The sequence below is a fragment of the Lysobacter sp. cf310 genome, from assembly GCF_900114355.1.
In the GTDB taxonomy this organism is placed as follows: domain Bacteria; phylum Pseudomonadota; class Gammaproteobacteria; order Xanthomonadales; family Xanthomonadaceae; genus Lysobacter.
Map to the genome: position 1 here is coordinate 189188 of NZ_FOSS01000006.1, position 18592 is coordinate 207779.

At 70.3% G+C, this 18592-nt stretch carries 20 protein-coding genes; 9 read left to right on the forward strand and 11 right to left on the reverse strand.

Annotated elements, in window-relative coordinates; genetic code table 11:
• Positions 1-2: 2 nt before the first annotated feature.
• Both BMZ45_RS19525 and BMZ45_RS19530 read right to left on the reverse strand, forming a co-directional pair.
• On the reverse strand, positions 3-557 hold the full coding sequence (locus BMZ45_RS19525) for a cob(I)yrinic acid a,c-diamide adenosyltransferase (RefSeq protein ID WP_091638180.1): 555 nt from the start codon (positions 555-557) through the stop codon (positions 3-5).
• A 13-nt stretch (positions 558-570) separates the two neighbouring features.
• Positions 571-1161 carry a hypothetical protein gene (locus BMZ45_RS19530; RefSeq protein ID WP_254776702.1) on the reverse strand — a complete coding sequence of 197 codons (591 nt, stop codon included), beginning with the start codon at positions 1159-1161 and terminating at the stop codon, positions 571-573.
• Between the two features lie 175 nt (positions 1162-1336).
• Here BMZ45_RS19530 and ubiH point away from each other — a divergent pair, with 175 nt between their 5' ends.
• Positions 1337-2596, forward strand: coding sequence for a 2-octaprenyl-6-methoxyphenyl hydroxylase (ubiH, locus tag BMZ45_RS19535; protein WP_091638181.1), 1260 nt, complete (start codon positions 1337-1339; stop codon positions 2594-2596).
• Positions 2593-3786 carry an FAD-dependent oxidoreductase gene (locus tag BMZ45_RS19540; RefSeq protein ID WP_091638251.1) on the forward strand — a complete coding sequence of 398 codons (1194 nt, stop codon included), beginning with the start codon at positions 2593-2595 and terminating at the stop codon, positions 3784-3786. The genes ubiH and BMZ45_RS19540 overlap by 4 nt, the downstream gene beginning before the upstream one ends.
• Positions 3787-3802: 16 nt before the next feature.
• Here BMZ45_RS19540 and BMZ45_RS19545 read toward each other — a convergent pair whose 3' ends face one another.
• The 7 genes from BMZ45_RS19545 to BMZ45_RS19575 form a co-directional block, all read right to left on the reverse strand.
• Positions 3803-5113, reverse strand: a complete 1311-nt coding sequence (locus BMZ45_RS19545; protein ID WP_091638182.1) for an MFS transporter — start codon at positions 5111-5113, stop codon at positions 3803-3805.
• 88 nt (positions 5114-5201) lie between these two features.
• The gene (locus tag BMZ45_RS19550) at positions 5202-5693 is read right to left on the reverse strand and encodes a nuclear transport factor 2 family protein (protein WP_175489160.1); all 492 of its coding nucleotides are present in this window, start codon (positions 5691-5693) and stop codon (positions 5202-5204) included.
• 164 nt (positions 5694-5857) lie between these two features.
• A complete protein-coding gene (locus BMZ45_RS19555) occupies positions 5858-6559 on the reverse strand; it encodes an EF-hand domain-containing protein (protein WP_139215594.1) in 702 nt (233 codons plus the stop codon).
• Between the two features lie 111 nt (positions 6560-6670).
• A complete protein-coding gene (gene rlmM / locus BMZ45_RS19560; RefSeq protein WP_091638185.1) occupies positions 6671-7738 on the reverse strand; it encodes a 23S rRNA (cytidine(2498)-2'-O)-methyltransferase RlmM in 1068 nt (355 codons plus the stop codon).
• Between the two features lie 122 nt (positions 7739-7860).
• Positions 7861-8433: a nucleoside deaminase gene (locus BMZ45_RS19565; RefSeq protein WP_254776703.1), complete on the reverse strand. Its 573-nt coding sequence runs from the start codon at positions 8431-8433 to the stop codon at positions 7861-7863.
• Positions 8430-8843, reverse strand: a complete 414-nt coding sequence (locus BMZ45_RS19570; protein WP_091638187.1) for a hypothetical protein — start codon at positions 8841-8843, stop codon at positions 8430-8432. The genes BMZ45_RS19565 and BMZ45_RS19570 overlap by 4 nt, the downstream gene beginning before the upstream one ends.
• Before the next feature lie 4 nt (positions 8844-8847).
• A complete protein-coding gene (locus BMZ45_RS19575; RefSeq protein WP_091638188.1) occupies positions 8848-10605 on the reverse strand; it encodes a glutamine--tRNA ligase/YqeY domain fusion protein in 1758 nt (585 codons plus the stop codon).
• Positions 10606-10809: 204 nt separating this feature from the next.
• On the opposite strand from BMZ45_RS19575, the gene BMZ45_RS19580 reads away from it, so the two are divergent.
• The gene (locus BMZ45_RS19580; RefSeq protein WP_091638189.1) at positions 10810-11088 is read left to right on the forward strand and encodes a putative signal transducing protein; all 279 of its coding nucleotides are present in this window, start codon (positions 10810-10812) and stop codon (positions 11086-11088) included.
• A gap of 91 nt (positions 11089-11179) precedes the next feature.
• Positions 11180-11698, forward strand: a complete 519-nt coding sequence (locus BMZ45_RS19585; RefSeq protein ID WP_091638190.1) for an adenine phosphoribosyltransferase — start codon at positions 11180-11182, stop codon at positions 11696-11698.
• A gap of 241 nt (positions 11699-11939) precedes the next feature.
• On the opposite strand, the gene BMZ45_RS19590 is transcribed toward BMZ45_RS19585, so the two are convergent.
• Positions 11940-13589 (reverse strand): peptide-N4-asparagine amidase, encoded by a 1650-nt coding sequence (locus BMZ45_RS19590; protein WP_091638191.1) that lies wholly within the window; start codon positions 13587-13589, stop codon positions 11940-11942.
• Between the two features lie 283 nt (positions 13590-13872).
• On the opposite strand from BMZ45_RS19590, the gene msrA reads away from it, so the two are divergent.
• Positions 13873-14532 carry a peptide-methionine (S)-S-oxide reductase MsrA gene (gene msrA, locus BMZ45_RS19595; RefSeq protein WP_091638192.1) on the forward strand — a complete coding sequence of 220 codons (660 nt, stop codon included), beginning with the start codon at positions 13873-13875 and terminating at the stop codon, positions 14530-14532.
• A gap of 58 nt (positions 14533-14590) precedes the next feature.
• Here the strand turns inward: msrA and oxyR are convergent, their stop codons facing one another.
• Complete coding sequence (gene oxyR, locus BMZ45_RS19600; protein ID WP_091638193.1) at positions 14591-15538, reverse strand: DNA-binding transcriptional regulator OxyR; 948 nt, start codon at positions 15536-15538, stop codon at positions 14591-14593.
• A 178-nt stretch (positions 15539-15716) separates the two neighbouring features.
• Between oxyR and BMZ45_RS19605 the strand changes: the two genes are divergently transcribed.
• From BMZ45_RS19605 to prmC, 4 genes are all read left to right on the forward strand, one after another.
• The gene (locus tag BMZ45_RS19605) at positions 15717-16256 is read left to right on the forward strand and encodes a peroxiredoxin (protein WP_091638194.1); all 540 of its coding nucleotides are present in this window, start codon (positions 15717-15719) and stop codon (positions 16254-16256) included.
• Between the two features lie 356 nt (positions 16257-16612).
• Complete coding sequence (locus BMZ45_RS19610) at positions 16613-17146, forward strand: carboxymuconolactone decarboxylase family protein (protein WP_091638195.1); 534 nt, start codon at positions 16613-16615, stop codon at positions 17144-17146.
• A 234-nt stretch (positions 17147-17380) separates the two neighbouring features.
• Entirely contained in the window at positions 17381-17725 is a 345-nt protein-coding gene (locus BMZ45_RS19615) for a hypothetical protein (protein WP_091638196.1), read from the forward strand.
• Positions 17726-17738: 13 nt separating this feature from the next.
• Positions 17739-18569, forward strand: a complete 831-nt coding sequence (gene prmC, locus BMZ45_RS19620; protein WP_091638197.1) for a peptide chain release factor N(5)-glutamine methyltransferase — start codon at positions 17739-17741, stop codon at positions 18567-18569.
• Positions 18570-18592: the final 23 nt, after the last annotated feature.

The following is an 18592-nucleotide window of genomic DNA, read 5'->3' on the forward strand; positions in this document are numbered from 1 at the left end:
CGCTAGCCCTTGCGGCGCTCGTGGTTCCACAGCACCTCGCCGTGGCCGCTGCAGCGCGCGAGCACACGGGCCAGCACGAACAGCAGATCGGAGAGGCGATTGAGGTAACGCACGGCTTCGGGGCGCACGTCTTCCAGCCGCGACAACGCCACCGTCTCGCGCTCGGCGCGGCGCACCACGGTGCGCGCGATGTGGCAGCGCGCCGCGGCTTCGCCGCCGCCCGGCAGGATGAAATCCTTCAGCGGCGGCAGGTCTTCGTTATGCGCGTCCAGCCACTGTTCGAGGCGGTCGATGTCGGCGTCGAAGATGGCGGCGTGGCCGGGGATGCACAGCTCGCCGCCGAGATCGAACATCTGGTGCTGGATCGCGACCAGCTGGTCGCGGATCGCGTCCGGCAGCTCGCTGGCCAGGACCAGGCCTATCGTCGAGTTGGCCTCGTCGACCGTGCCGTAGGCGCCGACGCGCGCCGAATCCTTGGCGACGCGGCTGCCGTCGCCCAGGCCGGTGCTGCCGTCGTCGCCGGTGCGGGTGTAGATCTTGGAGAGACGGTTGCCCATCGGCCGGCGCGGATCAGCGCTTGTCGGCGACGTTCGCGCTGGCCGCCGCGGGCTTGCCGGCGGCCGCGGCGACGATCGCATGCACGACCGCGGCGATGCCGACGTAGGTGGCGGCGGTCTGCATGTAGGGCAGCAGCCACTGGACGTAATTCGCGGCCCAGCCGGCCACGGTCTTCTCGGCCACCGAGGCCGACAGCCAGTAGAAGCCGCCCTGGCTGAGCAGCTGGCAGACCATCGTCGAGGCGACCAGGGCGACCGCGGTCAGGGCCAGGCTGCGCCAGCTGCGCGAGTAGTGGTGCGCGACGAACAGGCCGCCGGCCCACATCGCGAAGTAGGCCGGCACCAGGAACCAGTACGCCGCCGACACGCAGTAGTGCTGCCAGAAGCTCTGGCCCTGGCCGGTGATGACCGCGTAGTCGACCACGACCGCCAGCGCCATCAGGGCCGGGAAGGCCCAGCGCGTCCACTGGCGCAGGTAGAAGCCGCCGATGAAGAACACCGCCCAGGAGGCGTCCGGGATCGGCGCCCAGTGATTGACGCGCGTGGCGACCATCAATAGGGCCAGCAGGGCGAGGATCAGACTGCGTTGGGTGGTGGGCTTCATGGCTAAGGCTCCCGACGCCGGACTGGCGCGCCAATCCCGCCATTCTAAGGAACCTGCGGCGAAAGTGCCGTATCCGGTCGCTAAGTGCTTGATCGGAGGATGCCGGCCGGGCGCGAAAGCGCGAATGCGCGCGGCGGCCACGGATTCGTCGCGGGTGCGGTCGTATCATGAACGCATGAACCAAGACGCCCACGCGCCCTCCGATCCGGCGCAGACCCTCCACGATGTGCTGATCGTCGGCGGCGGCCTGGTCGGCGCCAGCCTGGCGATCGCCCTGGACCGCAGCGGCCTGCGCGTCGGCCTGATCGAGGCCGCGCCGCCGGGCGCGCTGCCGGCGGTGTTCGACGAACGCAACCTCAGCTTCGCCGAGGCCACCGTCAACGCCCTGGGCGCCTTGGGCGTGCTGCAGAAGCTGCGCGCGCCCAGCGGCGCGATCCGCCGCATCCACATCAGCCGGCGCGGCGATTTCGGCCGCAGCCTGCTCGACGCGCACCGCTACGGCCGCGAGGAGTTCGGCCGGGTGGTGACCGCGCGCGACTTCGGCGAGGCCCTGGAGGCGCGTCTGGCGGAACTGCCGCGCCTGCAGCGCTACCGTCCGCTGCGCTTCGTCGGCCTGGCCGAGGACGACGGCGGCACGCGCGCGGTGCGGGTCGCCGACGGCGCCGGCGAGCGCGTGCTGCATGCGCGCCTGCTGGTCGCCGCCGACGGCACCCGCAGCGGCGTGCGCGAGGCGCTGGACATCGCCGTGGACGAGCACGACTACCAACAGACCTTGTTCGTGACCCGCCTGCGCGCCGAGCGCGCGCCCGACGGCACCGCCTACGAACGCCTGGGCGAAGGCGGCCCGACCGCGTTGCTGCCGCGCGGCGACGGCCACTACGGTTTGGTCCACGGCGTGCTGCGCGAGCAGGCCGATGCGGTCGCGGGCCTGGACGAGGCCGGTTTCCTGGCCCAGGCCCAGGACGCGTTCGGCTGGCGGGTCGGCCGCTTCCTCGCCTGCGGCGCGCGCAACGCCTATCCGGCGATCCGCGTGCTGGCCCAGCGCCGCGTGGCCGCGCGTGTGCTGCTGATCGGCAACGCCGCCCAGACCATCCACCCGATCGGCGCGCAGGGCTTCAACCTCGGCCTGCGCGATGCGCTGACCCTGGCCGAACTGATCGAAGCCGCGCGTAGCGACACCGGTGAGCTCGACTGCGGCGCGCCGGCCCTGCTCGACGCCTACGAACGCCGCCGCCGGGAGGACCGCGAACGCACCATCGCGTTCTCCGACGGCCTGGCCCGGGTCACCGCCAACGCATCGCCGCTGCTGCGGCCGCTGCGCAGCCTGGGCCTGTTCGCGGCCGATCGGCTGCCGTCGGTGCAGGCCTATCTGGTCGGCGGCGCGATGGGCTATCGCGGCGATGTGCCGGCCCTGTGCCGCGGGGCGCAGGCATGAGCCGGCGCGGTCCGCTGGACGTGATCGTGGTCGGCGCCGGCGTGGTCGGCGCGGCCGCCGCGCTGGCGTTCGCGCGCGACGGCCTGGACGTGGCGCTGGTCGAAAGCCGCGAGCCGCCGCGCTGGCGCGAGGACGCGCCCGACCTGCGCGTGTACGCGTTCGCGCCCGACAACGCGGCCCTGCTCGACGATCTCGGCGTGTGGCGCGGCGTGCTCGACGCGCGCGCGCAGCCGTATCGCGCGATGCGGGTCTGGGACGCGGCCGGCGGCGGCGAGCTCAGCTTCGAGGCCGATGCCTTCGGCCGGCGCGAGCTGGGCTGGATCGTCGAACACGGCTTGCTGGTCGATCGCCTGTGGGCGGCCTTGCCGGCCGCCGGCGTGCGCCTGCATTGCCCCGAACAAGTCGTCGGCCTGGAACAGACGCCCGAGGGCGACAGCGCCGAACTGCTGCTGGCCGGCGGCAGCCGCCTGCGCGCGCGCCTGGTGCTGGGCGCCGACGGCGCCGAATCGCAGCTGCGCGGCCTGGCCGGCATCGAGGCGCCCGCGCACGACTACGGCCAGCACGGCCTGGTCGCCTACGTCGATCACGCGCAGCCGCATCAGGCGACCTGCTGGCAGCGCTTCCTGCCCACCGGGCCGCTCGCGTTCCTGCCTTATGCGGGGCACGACGGGCGCCGCAGCTCGATCGTCTGGACCTTGCCCACGGCCGAGGCCGAACGTCTGCTCGAAGTCGACGACACCGGCTTCCAGCGCGAACTCGGGCATGCCTTCGGTGGGCGTCTGGGCGCGATCACCGGCGTGTCCAAGCGCGTCGCCTTCCCCTTGCGCCGACAGCTCGCGCAGAAGTACGTGAGCGGCCGCGTCGCGATCGCCGGCGACGCCGCGCACGTGGTGCATCCGCTGGCCGGGCAGGGCGTGAACCTGGGCCTGCGCGACATCGCCGCCTTGCGCGGCGTGCTCGCGGGCGCGCAGCGCCGCGGCGCCGATCCCGGCGGCGCCACCCGTCTGCAGCGCTGGGAGCGCGAACGCCGCAGCGAGAACGCCTTGGCCGCCTACGGCTTCGACGGCCTCAATCGTCTGTTCTCCAACGACGCGGTCGCCGCGACCTTGTTGCGCGGCCCGCTGCTGGGCCTGGCCGGCAAGCTGCCGCCGGTCACGCACGCGTTCTGGCGCCGCGCCGCGGGCGTGTAAGTACGCGCGCGGCGCCTCAGCCCACGTAGGACGGCGGTCGCCTGAGCAACAGGTACAGTGCCACCGCCACGCCGATCGCGGCCACCGCCATCACGTAGTACGCCGGCGCCATGCCGCCCAGCCCGCGCATCCACGGCGAGGCCAGCAGCGGCGGCGTGCTGGCGCCGAACACCGCATAGGCGACGTTGTAGGAAAACGACAGGCCCGAGAATCGCACCGGCGCCGGGAACGCGGCCACCATCACCGCCGGGATCACCCCGACCACGCCGACGAAGACGCCGGCCAGCGCGTACATCAGCAGGAAGTGCTGGGCGCCGTGATTGAGGTCGTAGTAGAGCGCGTAGCTGCTCAGCAGCACGCCCAGCGCGCCGATCAGCAGGGCGCGCGCGCGCCCGATCTTGTCCGCGAGCAGGCCCGCGCCGACCGCGCTCAGGGTCAGGCAGAACGCGGCCAGGCTGTTGCCCAGAAAGGCCTGCGCGGGCGCGATGCCGAAGCGCTGCTGCACGATGGTCGGCGTCATCAGGACGATCACCACGATCGCCGCGGTCAGCAGCCAGGTCACCAGCATCGACAGCGCCACGCCGCCCGCGTGCTCGCGCAGCACCCGCTTCAGGGGCAGCTCCTGCACCAGCTGACGGCTCTCGCGCATGGCCGTGAACACCGGCGTCTCGCTGAGCCAGCGCCGCAGGTACACGGCGAAGAAACCGAATACGCCGCCGATCAGGAACGGCAGGCGCCAGGCCCAGTCCAGCACCTGCGCCGGCGCGAACCAGGTGTTGACCGCGGCCGAGATCAGCGAGCCGATCAGGATGCCGGCGGTAAGCCCGGCCGAGAGGCTGGCGCAGGCGAAGCCGACCCGGTTCGGCGGCACGTGCTCGGCCACGAAGGTCCAGGCGCCGGGCACTTCGCCGCCGATCGCGATGCCCTGGACGATGCGCAGCGCCAGCAGCAACAGCGGCGCGGCGATGCCGATCTGCGCGTACACCGGCAGCAGGCCGATGCCCAGGGTCGGCAGCGCCATCAGGAACACGCTGAGGGTGAACATGCGCTTGCGCCCGGAGCGGTCGCCGAAGTGGGCCATCACGATGCCGCCGATCGGTCGCACCAGATAACCGGCGGCGAAGATGCCGTAGACCTGCAGGGTCGACAGCCAGCCCGGCATGTCGGGCGGAAAGAACAGCTGGCGCAGGCTCTCGGTCAGGAAGACGAAGATGACGAAATCGTAGAACTCCAGCGCGCCGCCCAGTGCGGCCAGCGACAGCGTGCGCAGGTCCTTGCGATCCAGGGCGCGTGCGGCGGGCGCGGGGGGCGCGGAGAGATCGGTCATCGGGCGTGGGCGGCGGCGGACGGAACCGGCAATGTACGGCAAAGCCCGCGCGCCGCGTGCGCCCGGGTTTGCGGTTCGCGGCCCGCGCTCAGGTGTTGGGGCGGTGCCCGTAGCTGAGCACGCGGGTGATCTGCCAGACCCCGTCCTTCAGCCGCCACACGATCACGAAATCGGCGATGCCGTCGCAGCGGCCGCTGTCGAACTGGCAGAAGCGGTGCGAGCCCTGGGCGATCGCGCCGAAATCCTTGATCGGGAATACCTTGAGGCTGCCCGCGATCAGCTCGCGACGGAAGTGGCCGCACACGTATTTCTCGGTATTGGCGAGCATGTCCTTGCGCGACCAGGTGACGCCGCCGTTGTCGTGATAGAACTCGACGCCTTCGTCGAAGTAGTCGGCGTGCTTCTGCAATTGCCCGGGTTTGTCGCAGGTGTTGAAGGCATCGAACACCGCGGCGTCCAGGGCCGAGACCGTGTCGAACAGCGGATCGGCGGCCGGCTTGGCGTTGGCGGCGGGGGCGGCGTATGCGCCCGGCGCCACGACGGCGAGCGCGGCGACGATCAGCGGGAATAACGTGTTCATGCGGGTCTCGGCGCGGGCGGGGGCGATCGTCCGACTATACGGAGACCGCGCGGGGCCGCATCTGACGGAAGGCATGGGGCCCAATGGCCGCCGCACAGCGCGACGCCCCGAACGATCGGGGCGTCGCGATGCCTCATGGCGTTCGGCCGGGCCGGCCGCCGCGCTTACATGCGTCCTTCCAGTTCGCGCGGGCTCAGATAACCGTCGCCGTCGATATCCAGCAGGACGAAGTCGGCGGTCAGCGCCGCGTGGCCGCCGGCTTCGGTGCGGTTGATGCGGCCGTCGCGATCGCCGTCCAGGGCCGGGAAATCGATGCGGTAACCGACGCTGGCCTGCGATGCCGGCGGCGCGGTGGTCGCTTGCGCGGTGGCGTCGGCGGCGGCCTGCGCGCGCAGGCTGGCATCGGCGGCGGCGCTGCTGGCGTCGCGCGCGGCCAGCGCGGCCTGACCCGCTTCGGCGGCGGCCGCGACCGGATTGGCGCCGGTCTGGGCCGCGGTCTGCGCGGCCTGGGCTTCCTGCGCCGCGCTCACCGCGCGCTGGGCCGCGGTCTGCGCCTCGATCGAGGATTGCTTGGCTTGATAGGACGTCGCCGCCGCGATGGCGGCGCCGTGCTCGGTGACCGCGCCGGCCTTGCGCGCCGCGATCGCCGCTTGCGCGGCGGTTTGCGCAGCCGCGGCATCGTCGCGCGCATTGCGCGCATCGTCGACGGCGACCTTGGCATCGGCGTTGGCGTTGACCTGCGCGCCGACCTTGGACTTGGCCTGCTGGGCCGCGGCCTGCGTGCTGATGCCGGCGGCGGCGATCGCCATGGCCAGCAGGGTGATCCGACTCAGGGACGTGACGCGTTGGTAGGCATGCCTATTCATCGTGACCTTCGTGCGGGTGGGGGAATGGCGACCCTAGACCCGACGCGGTCAATCCGATGTAAACGAGCGAAACGCCGGCTGAACGGCGTCGATGCGCGATGAACGGGCGCCTCAGCGCGGCCGCGCGTACACCGTGATCTCTTCGCGATCGTGATACAGCTGGCGCGCGCGTATCACCAGCGGCCGGTGCGTCTGGTGCTCGAACAACTCCAGACACACGCGGGTCTCCTCCCAACGCTTCTTCATCGGCAGTTTGAGATTGAAGATGGTCTGTCGGCACCAGCCTTCGCGCAGCCAGGTCGCCATGCGTTCGGCGACGCGGCTGGGCTGTTCGACCATGTCGCAGACCATCCAGTCCACGGTGCGGCGCGGCTGCCATTGGAAACCGTCGGCGCGCAGGTGATCGACGCGGCCGCTGTCGAGCAAGGCCTGGCGCAGCGGGCCGTTGTCGACCGAGGTCACCTTCATGCCGTTGCGCATCAGCACCCAGGTCCAGCCGCCGGGCGCGGCGCCTAGGTCGGCGGCCTGCATGTTGTCGCGCACCAGGCGTTCGCGTTCCTCGTCGTCCAACAGGGTCAGCAGCGCTTCTTCCAGCTTCAGCGCCGAACGGCTGGGTGCGTCGGGGTGCATGCGCAGGCGCGGGATGCCCAAGGGCCAGGGCGAGGCGTCGCGCGTATCGGCGACCGCGACCATGGCGTGGTCGCCGTCGAGGAACACGATGTGCAGGCGCGGGCGCTGGGTATCGTCGCTGGCGGTGAGGCGGCCGGCCTTGCGCAGCGCCGGGCGTAGGGCGTTGCCGAAGCTGCGCGCCAGGCCGGCCAGCGGCTTGCCGGCGTCGGAATCGGGGTGCTCGACCCAGAGTTCGCCGTACAGCGCGGGCGCGCCTTGCTCGATCGCGGCGTCGAGCGCGGCCAGGATCGGGGTGATGCGGTCGCGCGGATCCAGGCCGCGCAGATCGGCCAGGCGCAGCAGTTTCTGGCGCGCGAAGATCAGCCGGTCCAGCGGCAGCGCGCGCGCCAGCGCGGCCGGGTCCTCGCACAGGAATTCGACATAGCCGCTGCCGCGTTCGGTGCGCGCATAGCCGGGGTGGCCCGCGATCGCCGCGCGCTCGTTGAGTTCGGCCGCCAGTTCGGGCTCGAAGCCGGCGCGGCACCAGCAGAACAGCGCTTGCTCAGTCATAACGGCAGGAGTGGGCTTGGAGAAGTGAGGAGTGAGCGACGGCGAACGGGCGATGGAGGCGGAGTCCCGAGCCAGCATACGGCCTTTACTCACTCCTCACTTCTCTACGCTCACTTCCGGCTTCAATAAGCCACGCCGCTCTCGCCATAACGCCGCAGCACCTCGCGCGCGGCGTCGCGGTGGAGGTCGCGGCGCACCGCGATGCCGCGGCGCTCGAGCTCGCCGATCCAGTCCGCCGGCAGCGGGCCTTCGTCGAACTCGGTCAGCGCCATCACGTCTTCGGAGCGCGCGCCGATCAGCAAGGTATCGATGCCGGCCCAGAAGCTGGCGCCGTAACACATGCAGCAGGGCTGGGCCGAGGTCGCCAGGGTCATGGCGCCGACTTCGTTGAGGCGGTAGCGCCCCAGCGCGGTCTGCGCGGTCATGAAGGCCATCATCTCGGCGTGCGCGACCGAACAGGTCTGCGGCACCACCCGGTTCACGCCCACGCCGATCACGCGGCCGTCGTGGTCGAACACCGCGGCGCCGAACGGGCCGCCGCTGCCGACGTCGATATTGCGCCGCGACAGTTCCACCGCCAGGGCGACCTTGTCCTCGTCGCTGAGGTAGCGGCGCTGACGATCGACCGCATCGTCGATCCAATCCGGCAGCAGCAGCTCGACGCGGGCCTGCAAAGGGGCGGGGGCGGCGCTCACATCGGCACTCCCTGCTGGGCGGCGACGCCGCGGCATTGGCCCTGGACGCAGGCGCAGCCGGCGATCACCGGCGAGCCGCACATCGACATCTTGCCTTCCTTCGCGCACTGGGCCATCACCGCCGAGGGGTCGGCCGGGCTGCCGCGATTGACGCAGGCGTTGAACTGGCCGCAGCAGTTGCCGACGTTCTTGACCACGCAGTCGTTGTCGCTGGCGCAGCTCAGGTCCATCGCGATCGCCACCGGTTCCAGCGCCTCGGAATGCTGGCCCGGTGCCGGAAACTGCGGCGCGGGCGCCGCCGGTTCGGGCGCGGTCGCCGTTGCCGCGGGCGCGGGAGCGGGCGAGGAGCACGCGGCCAGCAGCGACAGCAGCAGCGCGCCCAGCAACGGTACGAAGAGTCGGCGAGTCATGGCGTCAGGCCTTGCTGGCCCAGGTGTCGCGCAGGGTCACGCTGCGGTTGAACACCGGATGCGCGGGGCTGTGGTCGTGGCGGTCGGCGACGAAGTAGCCCACACGCTCGAACTGGAACGCGGTCTCGGGCGCAGCCTGCGCGGCCGAGGGTTCGACGTAGCCGACGGTGGTGCGGCGCGAGTTCGGGTTGAGGTGGTCCTGGTAGGTCTTGCCGTCGCTGTCGTCGTCCGGCGCGGCGACGTCGAACAGACGGTCGTACAGGCGCACTTCGGCGGGGATCGCGTGGCGCGCGCTGACCCAGTGGATGGTGCCCTTGATCTTGCGGTCGGCGCCGGCCATGCCGGGGCGCGACTCGGGATCGAGGCTGCCGCGCAGCTCGACGATCTCGCCGGCGGCGTTCTTGATCACCTCGTCGCAGCGCAGGATGCCGGCGCCGCGCAGGCGCACTTCGCCGCCCGGGATCAGGCGCTTGTAGCCCTTGGGCGGGACTTCCTCGAAGTCCTCGCGCTCGATCCACAGCTGGTTGGAGAACGGAATCTGGCGCGCGCCGAAGCTTTCGTCCTTCGGGTGGTTGGAGAAGTGCAGGAATTCCTCGTGCGCGTCGTCGAGGTTGCTGATGACCAGCTTGAGCGGGTCGATCACCGCCATGCGCCGCGCCGCGGCCGCGTCGAGGTCCTCGCGCAGGCAGCCTTCCAGCACCGAATAGTCGATCACCGAGTTCTGCTTGCTCACGCCCAGGCGCTCGGCCCACAGGCGCAGCGACGCCGGGGTGTAGCCGCGGCGGCGGATGCCCTGCAGGGTCGGCATGCGCGGATCGTCCCAGCCGTCGACCAGCTTCTCCTGCACCAGCACCATGAGCTTGCGCTTGCTCATCACGGTGTAGTTGAGGTTGGCGCGCGAGAACTCGATCTGGCGCGGGATCGCAGCCTCGTTCGGCAGGCCCCGGGCCAGCAGCGGTGCCAGCAGTTCGGGCGAGTTGGGCAGGTCGACCTTGGCCACGCACCAGTCGTACAGCGGGCGGTGGTCCTCGAACTCCAGCGTACACAGCGAGTGGGTGATGCCTTCGCAGGAATCGCTGAGCGAATGGGCGAAGTCGTACATCGGATAGATCGGCCAGGCGTCGCCGGTGTTCTGGTGGCTCACCTTCTTGATCCGGTACAGGGCCGGATCGCGCAGGTTGATGTTGCCCGAGGCCATGTCGATCTTGGCGCGCAGGGTGCGCGCGCCGTCGGCGAACTCGCCCGCGCGCATGCGCCGGTACAGGTCGAGGTTTTCTTCGACGCTGCGCTCGCGATACGGCGAGTTGCGGCCCGGCTCGTTGAGGGTGCCGCGGTAGGCGCGCACTTCCTCGGCGCTGAGGTCGCAGACGAAGGCGTCGCCCTGGCGGATCAGCTTTTCGCCGGCCAGGTAGAACACCTCGAAGTAATCGGAGGCGTGGCGCAGCTCGGCCCAGTCGAAGCCCAGCCAGCGCACGTCCTCCTGGATCGCGGCCACGTACTCGGGGTCTTCCTTGGCCGGATTGGTGTCGTCGAAACGCAGGTTGCAGCGCCCGCCGAACTCCTGGGCGATGCCGAAGTCCAGACAGATCGCCTTGGCATGGCCGATGTGCAGGTAGCCGTTGGGCTCGGGCGGGAAGCGCGTGCGGATGGCCGCGTGCTTGCCCGAGGCCACGTCCTCGCGAACGATTTGCCGGATGAAGTCGTTCTTGACCGGCGCGGCGTCGGGGGTGGAATCGGTGGCGGGTGCGGACTCGGCGGACATGCGGCACTTGAAGGCAGGGGAGAACGCCCAGTTTAGCCGCTGGCGGGTTTTCCTGCCCTGACGGGACTGGCGCGGCTGGAACCGTGCCGTGGTTTTGGGTAGGCGCGGCGCGAGCGGCTCACCCCGCGGCTGCCCCGGAGCGGGCAGGGCCGGCGTATGCTGGTTACGGACCCGAATGGCCCCGTGGGCCGAAGGATCGCGACGATGAAGGTCGTCTACGAAGCCGCCAATCTGATCGACGCGCACCTGGTGCGGCACGCCCTGGAAGCCGCCGAAATCCCGGTCTTCCTCAAAGGCGAGGCGCTGCTGGGCGGCGTCGGCGAGCTGCCGGTGTTCGGCATGGTCCAGGTCTGCGTGCCGGAGGCGGCCTGGCCGCAGGCGCGCGACATCGTCGAGCAGTTGTCGCTGGGCGAGGCGGCGCAGGCCGACGCCGCTCAGGACGACGAACCCGACCCCGGCGCGATCGGCTGGCTGCCGGCCTGAACCGGCTGCGTTCGACGCCCGTTCCCGACTTCCTCGGCGCCCGCGCAGGCCGGTGCCGGCATCCCTACGTTTCTTCTTCAGCAGGACCCGCATGCAATCGATTCGCTCCCTGATCCGCGACGTCGCCGATTTCCCCAAGCCGGGCATCGTGTTCCGCGACGTCACGCCCCTGTTGGCCGACGCCGGCGGTTTCGCGCGCTGCATCGACGCGCTGGCCGAGCCCTGGCAGGGCAGCGGGGTGCAGGCGGTGTGCGGGATCGAATCGCGCGGCTTCATCTTCGGCGCGGCGTTGGCGCAGAAGCTGCACGCCGGCTTCGTGCCGCTGCGCAAGCCCGGCAAGCTGCCGCCGCCGCTGGTGTCGGTGGACTACCAGCTCGAATACGGCAGCGACCGCCTGCAGGCACGCAGCGACGCCCTGCGTCCGGGCGAGCGCACCCTGATCGTCGACGACGTGCTCGCGACCGGCGGCACGCTGGAAGCGGCGCGCACCTTGGTCGAGCGTCTGGGCGGCGAACTGGTCGGCGCCAGCGTGCTGATCGAGCTGGCGGGCCTGGGTGGGCGCGCGCGCTGGCAGAGCCCGGCGCGCCTGCACGCTTTGTTGAGTTATTGATTTCGCCTGCGCCGGCGCTGTGGCGACGCAGCCCGCTGTCGCGACGGTGGGCCTGGGGCACCTGACGATTCGACCGCCCCGATAGGCCGCGGCGAGCCGAAAGCGAGCCGAAAGCGAGCCGCATCGTCGCGATCAGCGCAGAACCGCGACGATGCCGATTCGCGACCGACCGGCTCCCTCTCCCGCTTGCGGGAGAGGGTTGGGGTGAGGGCCGCGCCCACAGCGCGAACGTCTCGCACCCTCAAGGCTGCCCGCAGCGGTACCGGTCCACGTTCACGTAGCCATTGCTCTGACCGATCTCGTGGTCGTAGCACCCCTGGCTGCCGTAACGCTGATGCCGTTGCGTCGAATGGCCCACCGCATGGCGTTGGTCGCGCGGCACGCCATAGTTCCAGCCGGCCTCGCCGTCGAAGCGGTTGCGCTTGACCTGCGCCAGCGGCGTCGTGCCCGGCGCCGGCGTCTGCAGGGCGTTGGCATCGTCGTAGATCTTGAGCCGCGTAGTCACCCGATAGTGGTCCTCGACCGGCTCGAAGCTGAGCAGGCCGTCGAAGCCGAAGCTCTGCGAGTTCACCGCCACCGAGGGCAGGCCGCCGCCGATGCGGGTCACGGTTTCGGTGTCGTCCCAATCGCCCTCGACGCCGTCGTGGTACTCGCCCTCGTCCCACCGGTGCAGATTGCGATTGCCGACGATGCGGTCGACGTGGGTGATCACGCGGCCCTGGGAGGTCTCCAGCCAGCCGCTCGCGCGCAGGCGATGACCGCCGCGGGTGTCGACCTGATGGCGGCCGTCGGGCAGCGTCGTATAGGCCGGATCGTTGGCCAGTGCGGTGAGTTCGTAGCGGAGCAGGCCGCCGCGGGTCACCGCGCGGCGCGGATCGCGCCAGACCTGCAGATTGGGTTGCAGGGTCCAGCCCGAGGCGCCGTCGGGCAGATTGGCCACGCGGAAGCGCAGCTCGTGCGCACGGCCGTCGTTGACCAGGCCGATGTAGGGCGTGAGGTCGTAGCGGATCGGTTCGATGTTGAACGCGCGCGGCGCCGGCATCACGTACCACAGGAAGGGATTGGACCAGCCGCCGGTGTAGATGTGCGGGTAGGGCATGGCGATGCCGGCGACGCGGCCGTCGATCAGCACCTGCACTTCGCGATACGGCCCGTGCTGCGCCGGACAGGAATAGTCGGCCTGCGGCGGCGCGGTGAAGTACCAGAACTCCTCGCAACCGCCGCCGGAGCCGGTGGCGTACACCTCGGCGACCCAGCGCTGCGCGTTCGCGGGCAGGGCGATGTCGCCGATCAGATCCGCGCCGTCGCGACGTTCGCCGGTCAGCGCGACGACGCTGTCGGCGGCGGCCACGGCCGGATGGCGGCGGTCGGCGTTGTAGAACGTCACCCGCGCCTTGATGTGGATCACGCCGGTGTAGGTTTCGTTGACCACGTTGCCCAGATACATGCGTACCTGCTGCGGCGAGCGCAGCAGGCTGGCGTAAGCGCTGATGTCCTTCTCCACGTGCCACTGGATGCCTTCGCGCGAAGGCTCCGGGGTGCTGGTCGAGAACACCGTCATGCCGCCGATCTGCAGATAGCCCAGGCGGTCGTACTGCACGCCCTTGACCGCGCCGTCGATCTCCAGCACGACCTTGTTCCAGGGGCCGGGACAGGCGGCCGGCGGCGCGATCTGGCCGTAGTGCCAATCGAAGTCGGCGAAATGGGTGTCGAGGATCTCGACCGTGCAATGCGCGGTCGGCGGGCGCGCGACCGCGGGATCGGCGGTGCGCGGGTCGTCCCAATCGCTGCCGAACTCGTCGGCGGCTAGGGCCGGCGCGGCGCTCAACAGCAGGCCCGCGGACAGCAGGGTGGAGGCGCACCAGGCGCGCAAGCTCGCGTTCGCATGCATTCGGGTCGGTTCCTTCGATGGCGGGAGAGTCCTCGCCTCGGTCGCGATGCCGCCAGGCGGCATCCCCCTGCGGACCGGGCGGCGTCCGCCGAGCATCCTGCGATGGCACGCGACGGACCGCGAACGCGGTCTCGGTTCGGGCGACGGGCGCGCGATCGCCAGCGCGAGTCGCCATTCCGGGTGGGCAAGGCGCGCGCCGGTAGCGCCCTCAAACCCTTGAAAAAACGCCCCGGCGCCGCATTTCTGAGCCACGGATTCCCCCGTGATCGCACCGGAGTCGGACATGCTGGGTATCGGCGCCAACAAACAACGTCTTCCGCAACCGCAGGACGCGCTGCCCGGCCGCAACGACGCCATGCCCTTGCACGACGCCCACTACGTGCACGGCCGCCCGCTGCGCGCCGGCCCCGACGCGTTCGCCGGCCTGGCCCAGGTCCAGTTCGGCATGGGCTGCTTCTGGGGCGCCGAACGCAAGTTCTGGTCGCTGCCGGGCGTGGTCACCACCGCGGTCGGCTATTCCGGCGGTTACACGCCCAACCCCAGCTACCGCGAAGTCTGCAGCGGCCAGACCGGCCACACCGAGGCGGTGCTGGTGGTCTACGATCCTGCCCAGGTCTCGTTCGACACGCTGTTGCAGACCTTCTGGGAGAACCACGACCCGACCCAGGGCATGCGCCAGGGCAACGATGTCGGCACCCAGTACCGCTCGGCGATCTATTGCAGCGACGAGGATCAGTACCGCGCCGCGTTGGCCAGTCGCGACGCCTTCCAGGCGCGCCTGCGCGAAGCCGGCTACGGCGAGATCAGCACCGAGATCGCATTCCCGGCGCCGACCTTCTACTACGCCGAAGACGAGCACCAGCAATACCTGGCCAAGAACCCGATGGGCTACTGCGGCCTGGGCGGTACCGGCGTGAGCTGCCCGATCGGCGTGGGCGCCTGAGCAGGCGACGTTCGCTGCGTGGGCCGCGCCAGCATGCGCAAGCCACGCGATGCCCGCCTCAGTTGGCGCGCTCCGCGCGTCGGCGCGTTTTGGTCGGCGCCTTGGGCGGTTGCAGCAGCGCCTGCGGCAGTTTGCGCAGTTCGGCGGCGAGTTCGCTGAGGAAGTCCGACATCGCCGAGCTGCGCCGCCACAGCATCGCGATCTGGCGGTGCGGGGCGTCGCCGCGGAAACGCAGCAGCTGGATGTCCGGCGAGGCCGGCACCGGCGGCTGCACCGCCAGCATCGGCAGCAGGGTGATGCCGACCCCGGCCGCGACCATCTGACGCAGGGTTTCCAGGCTGGTGGCGCGGAAGCCGTCGCGCTCGTCGGCGCCGGCCAGGCGGCACACGTCCAGCGCTTGATCGCGCAGGCAGTGGCCTTCTTCCAGCAGCAGCAGATGCTGATCGTCGAGGTCGTGCAATTCCAGCGAGTCCTGCGCGGCCATCGGATGCTGCTGCGGCACCGCCAGCAGGAAAGGCTCGTCGAACAAGGGCTCGATATGCAGTTGGTCGTCGTGCACCGGCAGCGCGAGCAGGCCGGCGTCGAGGCGGCCGTCGCGCAGGCGCGCCAGGATCTGATCGGTCTTTTCCTCGACCAGCAGCAGTTCCAGGCGCGGGAAACGCTTGCGCAGGCCCGGCACCACGTGCGGCAGCAGGTAGGGGCCGAGGGTAGGGAACAGGCCCAGGCGCACGGTGCCGGCTTCCGGGTCCTGGCTGCGCCGCGCGATCTCGCTCATCTGTTCGACGTCGGCGATCACCTTGCGCGCGCGTTCGGCGATATCGCGGCCGACCGGGGTCAGCATCACCCGTCGCGGCGCACGTTCGACCAGCGACACGCCCAACTCGTCCTCGAGCTTCTTGATCTGGGTCGAGAGCGTGGGCTGGCTGACGAAGCTCGCGGCGGCGGCGCGACCGAAATGCTTGTGATCGGCGAGCGCGACCAGATATTTGAGATCACGAAGATTCATGCGGCGGTCGGCTCAGGGCTTTAGAACGAATGTTCATTGAGATAGGCTATCGCCATCATAGGAACAATTCATTTCTTTAATCAAATGCTGTCCTGCAACATAGCCTCATCGGATGCGGCCCGCAGCATCCAACCCCCTTTCCACCCCCTTCCCATCCGTTAATCAAGGAGTTGTGCGCATGCTTTCCATCGGCGAAAAGTTCCCGAAATTCAAGGTCAAGGCCACCGTCGGCATCGAGAGCCTCGACAGCGCCTTCGCCGACATCGACAACGACACCTATAAGGGCAAGTGGCTGCTGGTGTTCTTCTACCCGAAGGACTTCACCTTCGTGTGCCCGACCGAGATCAAGGGCTTCGGCGACCTGAACCAGCAGTTCCTCGATCGCGATTGCCAGGTCCTGGCCGCATCGACCGACAGCGAGTTCGTGCACCTGGCCTGGCGCAAGGACCACAAGGATCTGCGCGACCTGCCGTTCCCCATGCTGGCCGACATCAAGAAGGACCTCACCTCGGCGCTGGGCATCCTCAGCGAAGACGGCGTGGCCCAGCGCGCGACCTTCCTGGTCGATCCGGAAGGCGTGATCCGCTTCGTCTACGTCACCGACGGTTCGGTCGGCCGCAACCCGCAGGAAGTCCTGCGCGTGCTCGACGCCCTGCAGACCGACGAGCTGTGCCCCTGCAACTGGAACTCGGGCGACAACACGCTGAAGGTCGCCTGATCCGTCAGTCGGATCGGCGAGCCAGGCCGCGGATCTCCGTGGGTCGCGGCCGGCTCCCTTAGCGTCGACGTCCGGTTTCACCTGCGCCGCCTGCGTATGCGGTCGGCGCAGATCTTTTCAGGCAACACCCGCACGCGGGCCGGCTTCACCCCCGGCTCCCCCCTCCCTCCCGTGCGGGATGCCCGCAGCCGGGGCTCGCCCCGGCTGTTTTTATCGCAGCGCCGCGATCCGCGACGCCCGCGCAACCTCGCTTACGTCCGCCAGCCGCAGGCCCCGGGCCGCATGCCAGCCAGCGTCGGTGCCGTCTTGCGCGTTTCCCCCGCGCGTCTATTTCCGCAGTATCAGGAGCCCCTTCGATGAGCCTTTCCGATCTTCGCAACTCGCTGCCCGACTACGCCAAGGACCTCAAGCTCAACCTCGACAGCGTGCTCAGCGACGCCGGTGCGCAGGGCCTGGACGGCAAGCAGATCCGCGCGATCGCGCTGGCCTCGGCGATCGCCTCGCGCTACCAGCCGCTGGTCGCCGCGATCGAAGCCTTTGCCGCCGAGCAGCTCTCGCCCGAGGAGCTCGACGGCACCCGCGCCGCGGCCGCGGTGATGGCGATGAACAACATCTACTACCGCGCGACCCACCTGATCCAGAACCAGGAATACGGCCAGCTGCGCGCCGGTCTGCGCATGAACATCATGGCCAACCCCGGCATCGACAAGATGTCCTTCGAACTCGCCTCGCTGGCGGTGTCGGCGATCAACGGCTGCGGCGCCTGCATGGATTCGCACGAACGCGTGCTGCGTAAGCACGAAATCAGTGCTCTCGGTGTGCAGAGCGCACTGAAGATCGGTGCCGTGGTGCATGCCGTCGCGGTGACCCTGGAACAGCGCACGGCCTGATCGGCCCCCGCTTTCAGCGCGTACGGACCCGAACGGTCCGTGCGTGCGTCTGGCCTCACGACCGCCGGCCCTGTGCCGGCGGTCGTTTTTGTGCCTCAGGGCGCGGGCGGCGGCCCGCGCTCGCGTAGGATGTGCCGCTGGATTCGCCGGGCGCGGAATCGCCCGCGGCCGATTCCCAACACGTCTTGGTGGCGTCGGGCCGCCGAGCGAACTCCAATCAGGGAAGATTGCCCCATGAAAAATACGATGCCTCGTCTGCTGCTCGTGGCAAGCGCCTGCCTGTTCGCGGCTGCGTTCGCCGTCGGCGCCAAAGGGCCGGAGGCCGCCAAGTCGGCCGACCCGGACGCATTGGCCGAGCGCGTGTTCGGTTGCGCGCATCTGGCGGGCGAGGTCGGGTCCGGCGATCCGGAGCGCGAGAAAGAGCTGAGTCAAACCAACGACGAGCTGGATTGCGACTCGGACCTGATTCATGCGCAGATCGCCGCCGCTCGCAAGAAGTACGCTGGCCAGCCCAGCAAGCTGGCGAAACTCGACAAGGCGATAGCGGACGCGAAGTCCGAATACGGCGTGGAGTTCTGACGGGACGTCGCCGATGAACCGCATCGATCTGCTGCTGCGCGAAGCCAGGACGCGTCTGGACGACGGCGCCGAAGCCGAGCTGCTGCTCGCGCATGCGCTGGGCAAACCGCGCAGCTGGCTGTTCGCGCACGGCGACGACGTGATCGCCGAGGAACTCGCGCGCCGCTACCGCACCCTGGTCGCGCGCCGCGCCGACGGCGAGCCGGTCGCCTACCTGCTCGGGCAGCGCGGCTTCTGGAGCTTCGACCTGCGCGTGACCCCGGCCACCCTGATCCCGCGTCCGGAAACCGAGCTGCTGGTGGAACTGGCTCTGGCGCGCCTGCCGGCCGGCCGGATCGCGCGCATCGCCGACCTCGGCACCGGCAGCGGCGCGATCGCGCTGGCGCTGGCGCGCGAGCGCCCGGCCGCGCGCGTGACCGCCACCGACGCCAGCGACGCGGCCCTGGGCGTGGCCGCCGACAACGCGCGCGCGCTGGCCTTGAACAATGTCGAGTTCCGCAACGGCGACTGGTACGCGCCGCTGCAGGGCGAGCGCTACGAGCTGATCGTCAGTAACCCGCCCTACATCTCCGAAGACGACGCCCACCTCGAACAGGGCGACCTGCGCCACGAACCGCGCAGCGCGCTGGCTTCGGGCGCGGACGGCCTGGACGCGATCCGCGCGCTCGCCGCCGGCGCGCTCGCGCACCTGCAACGCGGCGGCTGGCTGCTGATCGAACACGGCTGGGAGCAGGGCATGGCCGTGCGCGGCCTGCTGCGCGAGGCCGGCCTGGTCGAAGTGGCGACCGAACGCGATCTCGAGGGCCGCGATCGCGTGACCCTGGGGCGCGCGCCCGCCGACTGAGCGCGGCTGGCGTTCGCGCGCGC

Bases quoted from the DNA above. Each gene is read 5' to 3' on its own strand.
- BMZ45_RS19615 (WP_091638196.1), top strand. From the start codon at position 17,381: ATGAAAAATACGATGCCTCGTCTGCTGCTCGTGGCAAGCGCCTGCCTG.
- BMZ45_RS19555 (WP_139215594.1), bottom strand. From the start codon at position 6,559: ATGAATAGGCATGCCTACCAACGCGTCACGTCCCTGAGTCGGATCACC.
- oxyR (WP_091638193.1), bottom strand. From the start codon at position 15,538: ATGAATCTTCGTGATCTCAAATATCTGGTCGCGCTCGCCGATCACAAG.
- rlmM (WP_091638185.1), bottom strand. From the start codon at position 7,738: ATGACTGAGCAAGCGCTGTTCTGCTGGTGCCGCGCCGGCTTCGAGCCC.
- ubiH (WP_091638181.1), top strand. From the start codon at position 1,337: ATGAACCAAGACGCCCACGCGCCCTCCGATCCGGCGCAGACCCTCCAC.
- BMZ45_RS19580 (WP_091638189.1), top strand. From the start codon at position 10,810: ATGAAGGTCGTCTACGAAGCCGCCAATCTGATCGACGCGCACCTGGTG.
- msrA (WP_091638192.1), top strand. From the start codon at position 13,873: ATGCTGGGTATCGGCGCCAACAAACAACGTCTTCCGCAACCGCAGGAC.
- BMZ45_RS19575 (WP_091638188.1), bottom strand. From the start codon at position 10,605: ATGTCCGCCGAGTCCGCACCCGCCACCGATTCCACCCCCGACGCCGCG.
- prmC (WP_091638197.1), top strand. From the start codon at position 17,739: ATGAACCGCATCGATCTGCTGCTGCGCGAAGCCAGGACGCGTCTGGAC.
- BMZ45_RS19540 (WP_091638251.1), top strand. From the start codon at position 2,593: ATGAGCCGGCGCGGTCCGCTGGACGTGATCGTGGTCGGCGCCGGCGTG.
- BMZ45_RS19550 (WP_175489160.1), bottom strand. From the start codon at position 5,693: ATGAACACGTTATTCCCGCTGATCGTCGCCGCGCTCGCCGTCGTGGCG.
- BMZ45_RS19530 (WP_254776702.1), bottom strand. From the start codon at position 1,161: ATGAAGCCCACCACCCAACGCAGTCTGATCCTCGCCCTGCTGGCCCTA.
- BMZ45_RS19605 (WP_091638194.1), top strand. From the start codon at position 15,717: ATGCTTTCCATCGGCGAAAAGTTCCCGAAATTCAAGGTCAAGGCCACC.
- BMZ45_RS19545 (WP_091638182.1), bottom strand. From the start codon at position 5,113: ATGACCGATCTCTCCGCGCCCCCCGCGCCCGCCGCACGCGCCCTGGAT.
- BMZ45_RS19570 (WP_091638187.1), bottom strand. From the start codon at position 8,843: ATGACTCGCCGACTCTTCGTACCGTTGCTGGGCGCGCTGCTGCTGTCG.
- BMZ45_RS19610 (WP_091638195.1), top strand. From the start codon at position 16,613: ATGAGCCTTTCCGATCTTCGCAACTCGCTGCCCGACTACGCCAAGGAC.
- BMZ45_RS19590 (WP_091638191.1), bottom strand. From the start codon at position 13,589: ATGCATGCGAACGCGAGCTTGCGCGCCTGGTGCGCCTCCACCCTGCTG.
- BMZ45_RS19525 (WP_091638180.1), bottom strand. From the start codon at position 557: ATGGGCAACCGTCTCTCCAAGATCTACACCCGCACCGGCGACGACGGC.
- BMZ45_RS19585 (WP_091638190.1), top strand. From the start codon at position 11,180: ATGCAATCGATTCGCTCCCTGATCCGCGACGTCGCCGATTTCCCCAAG.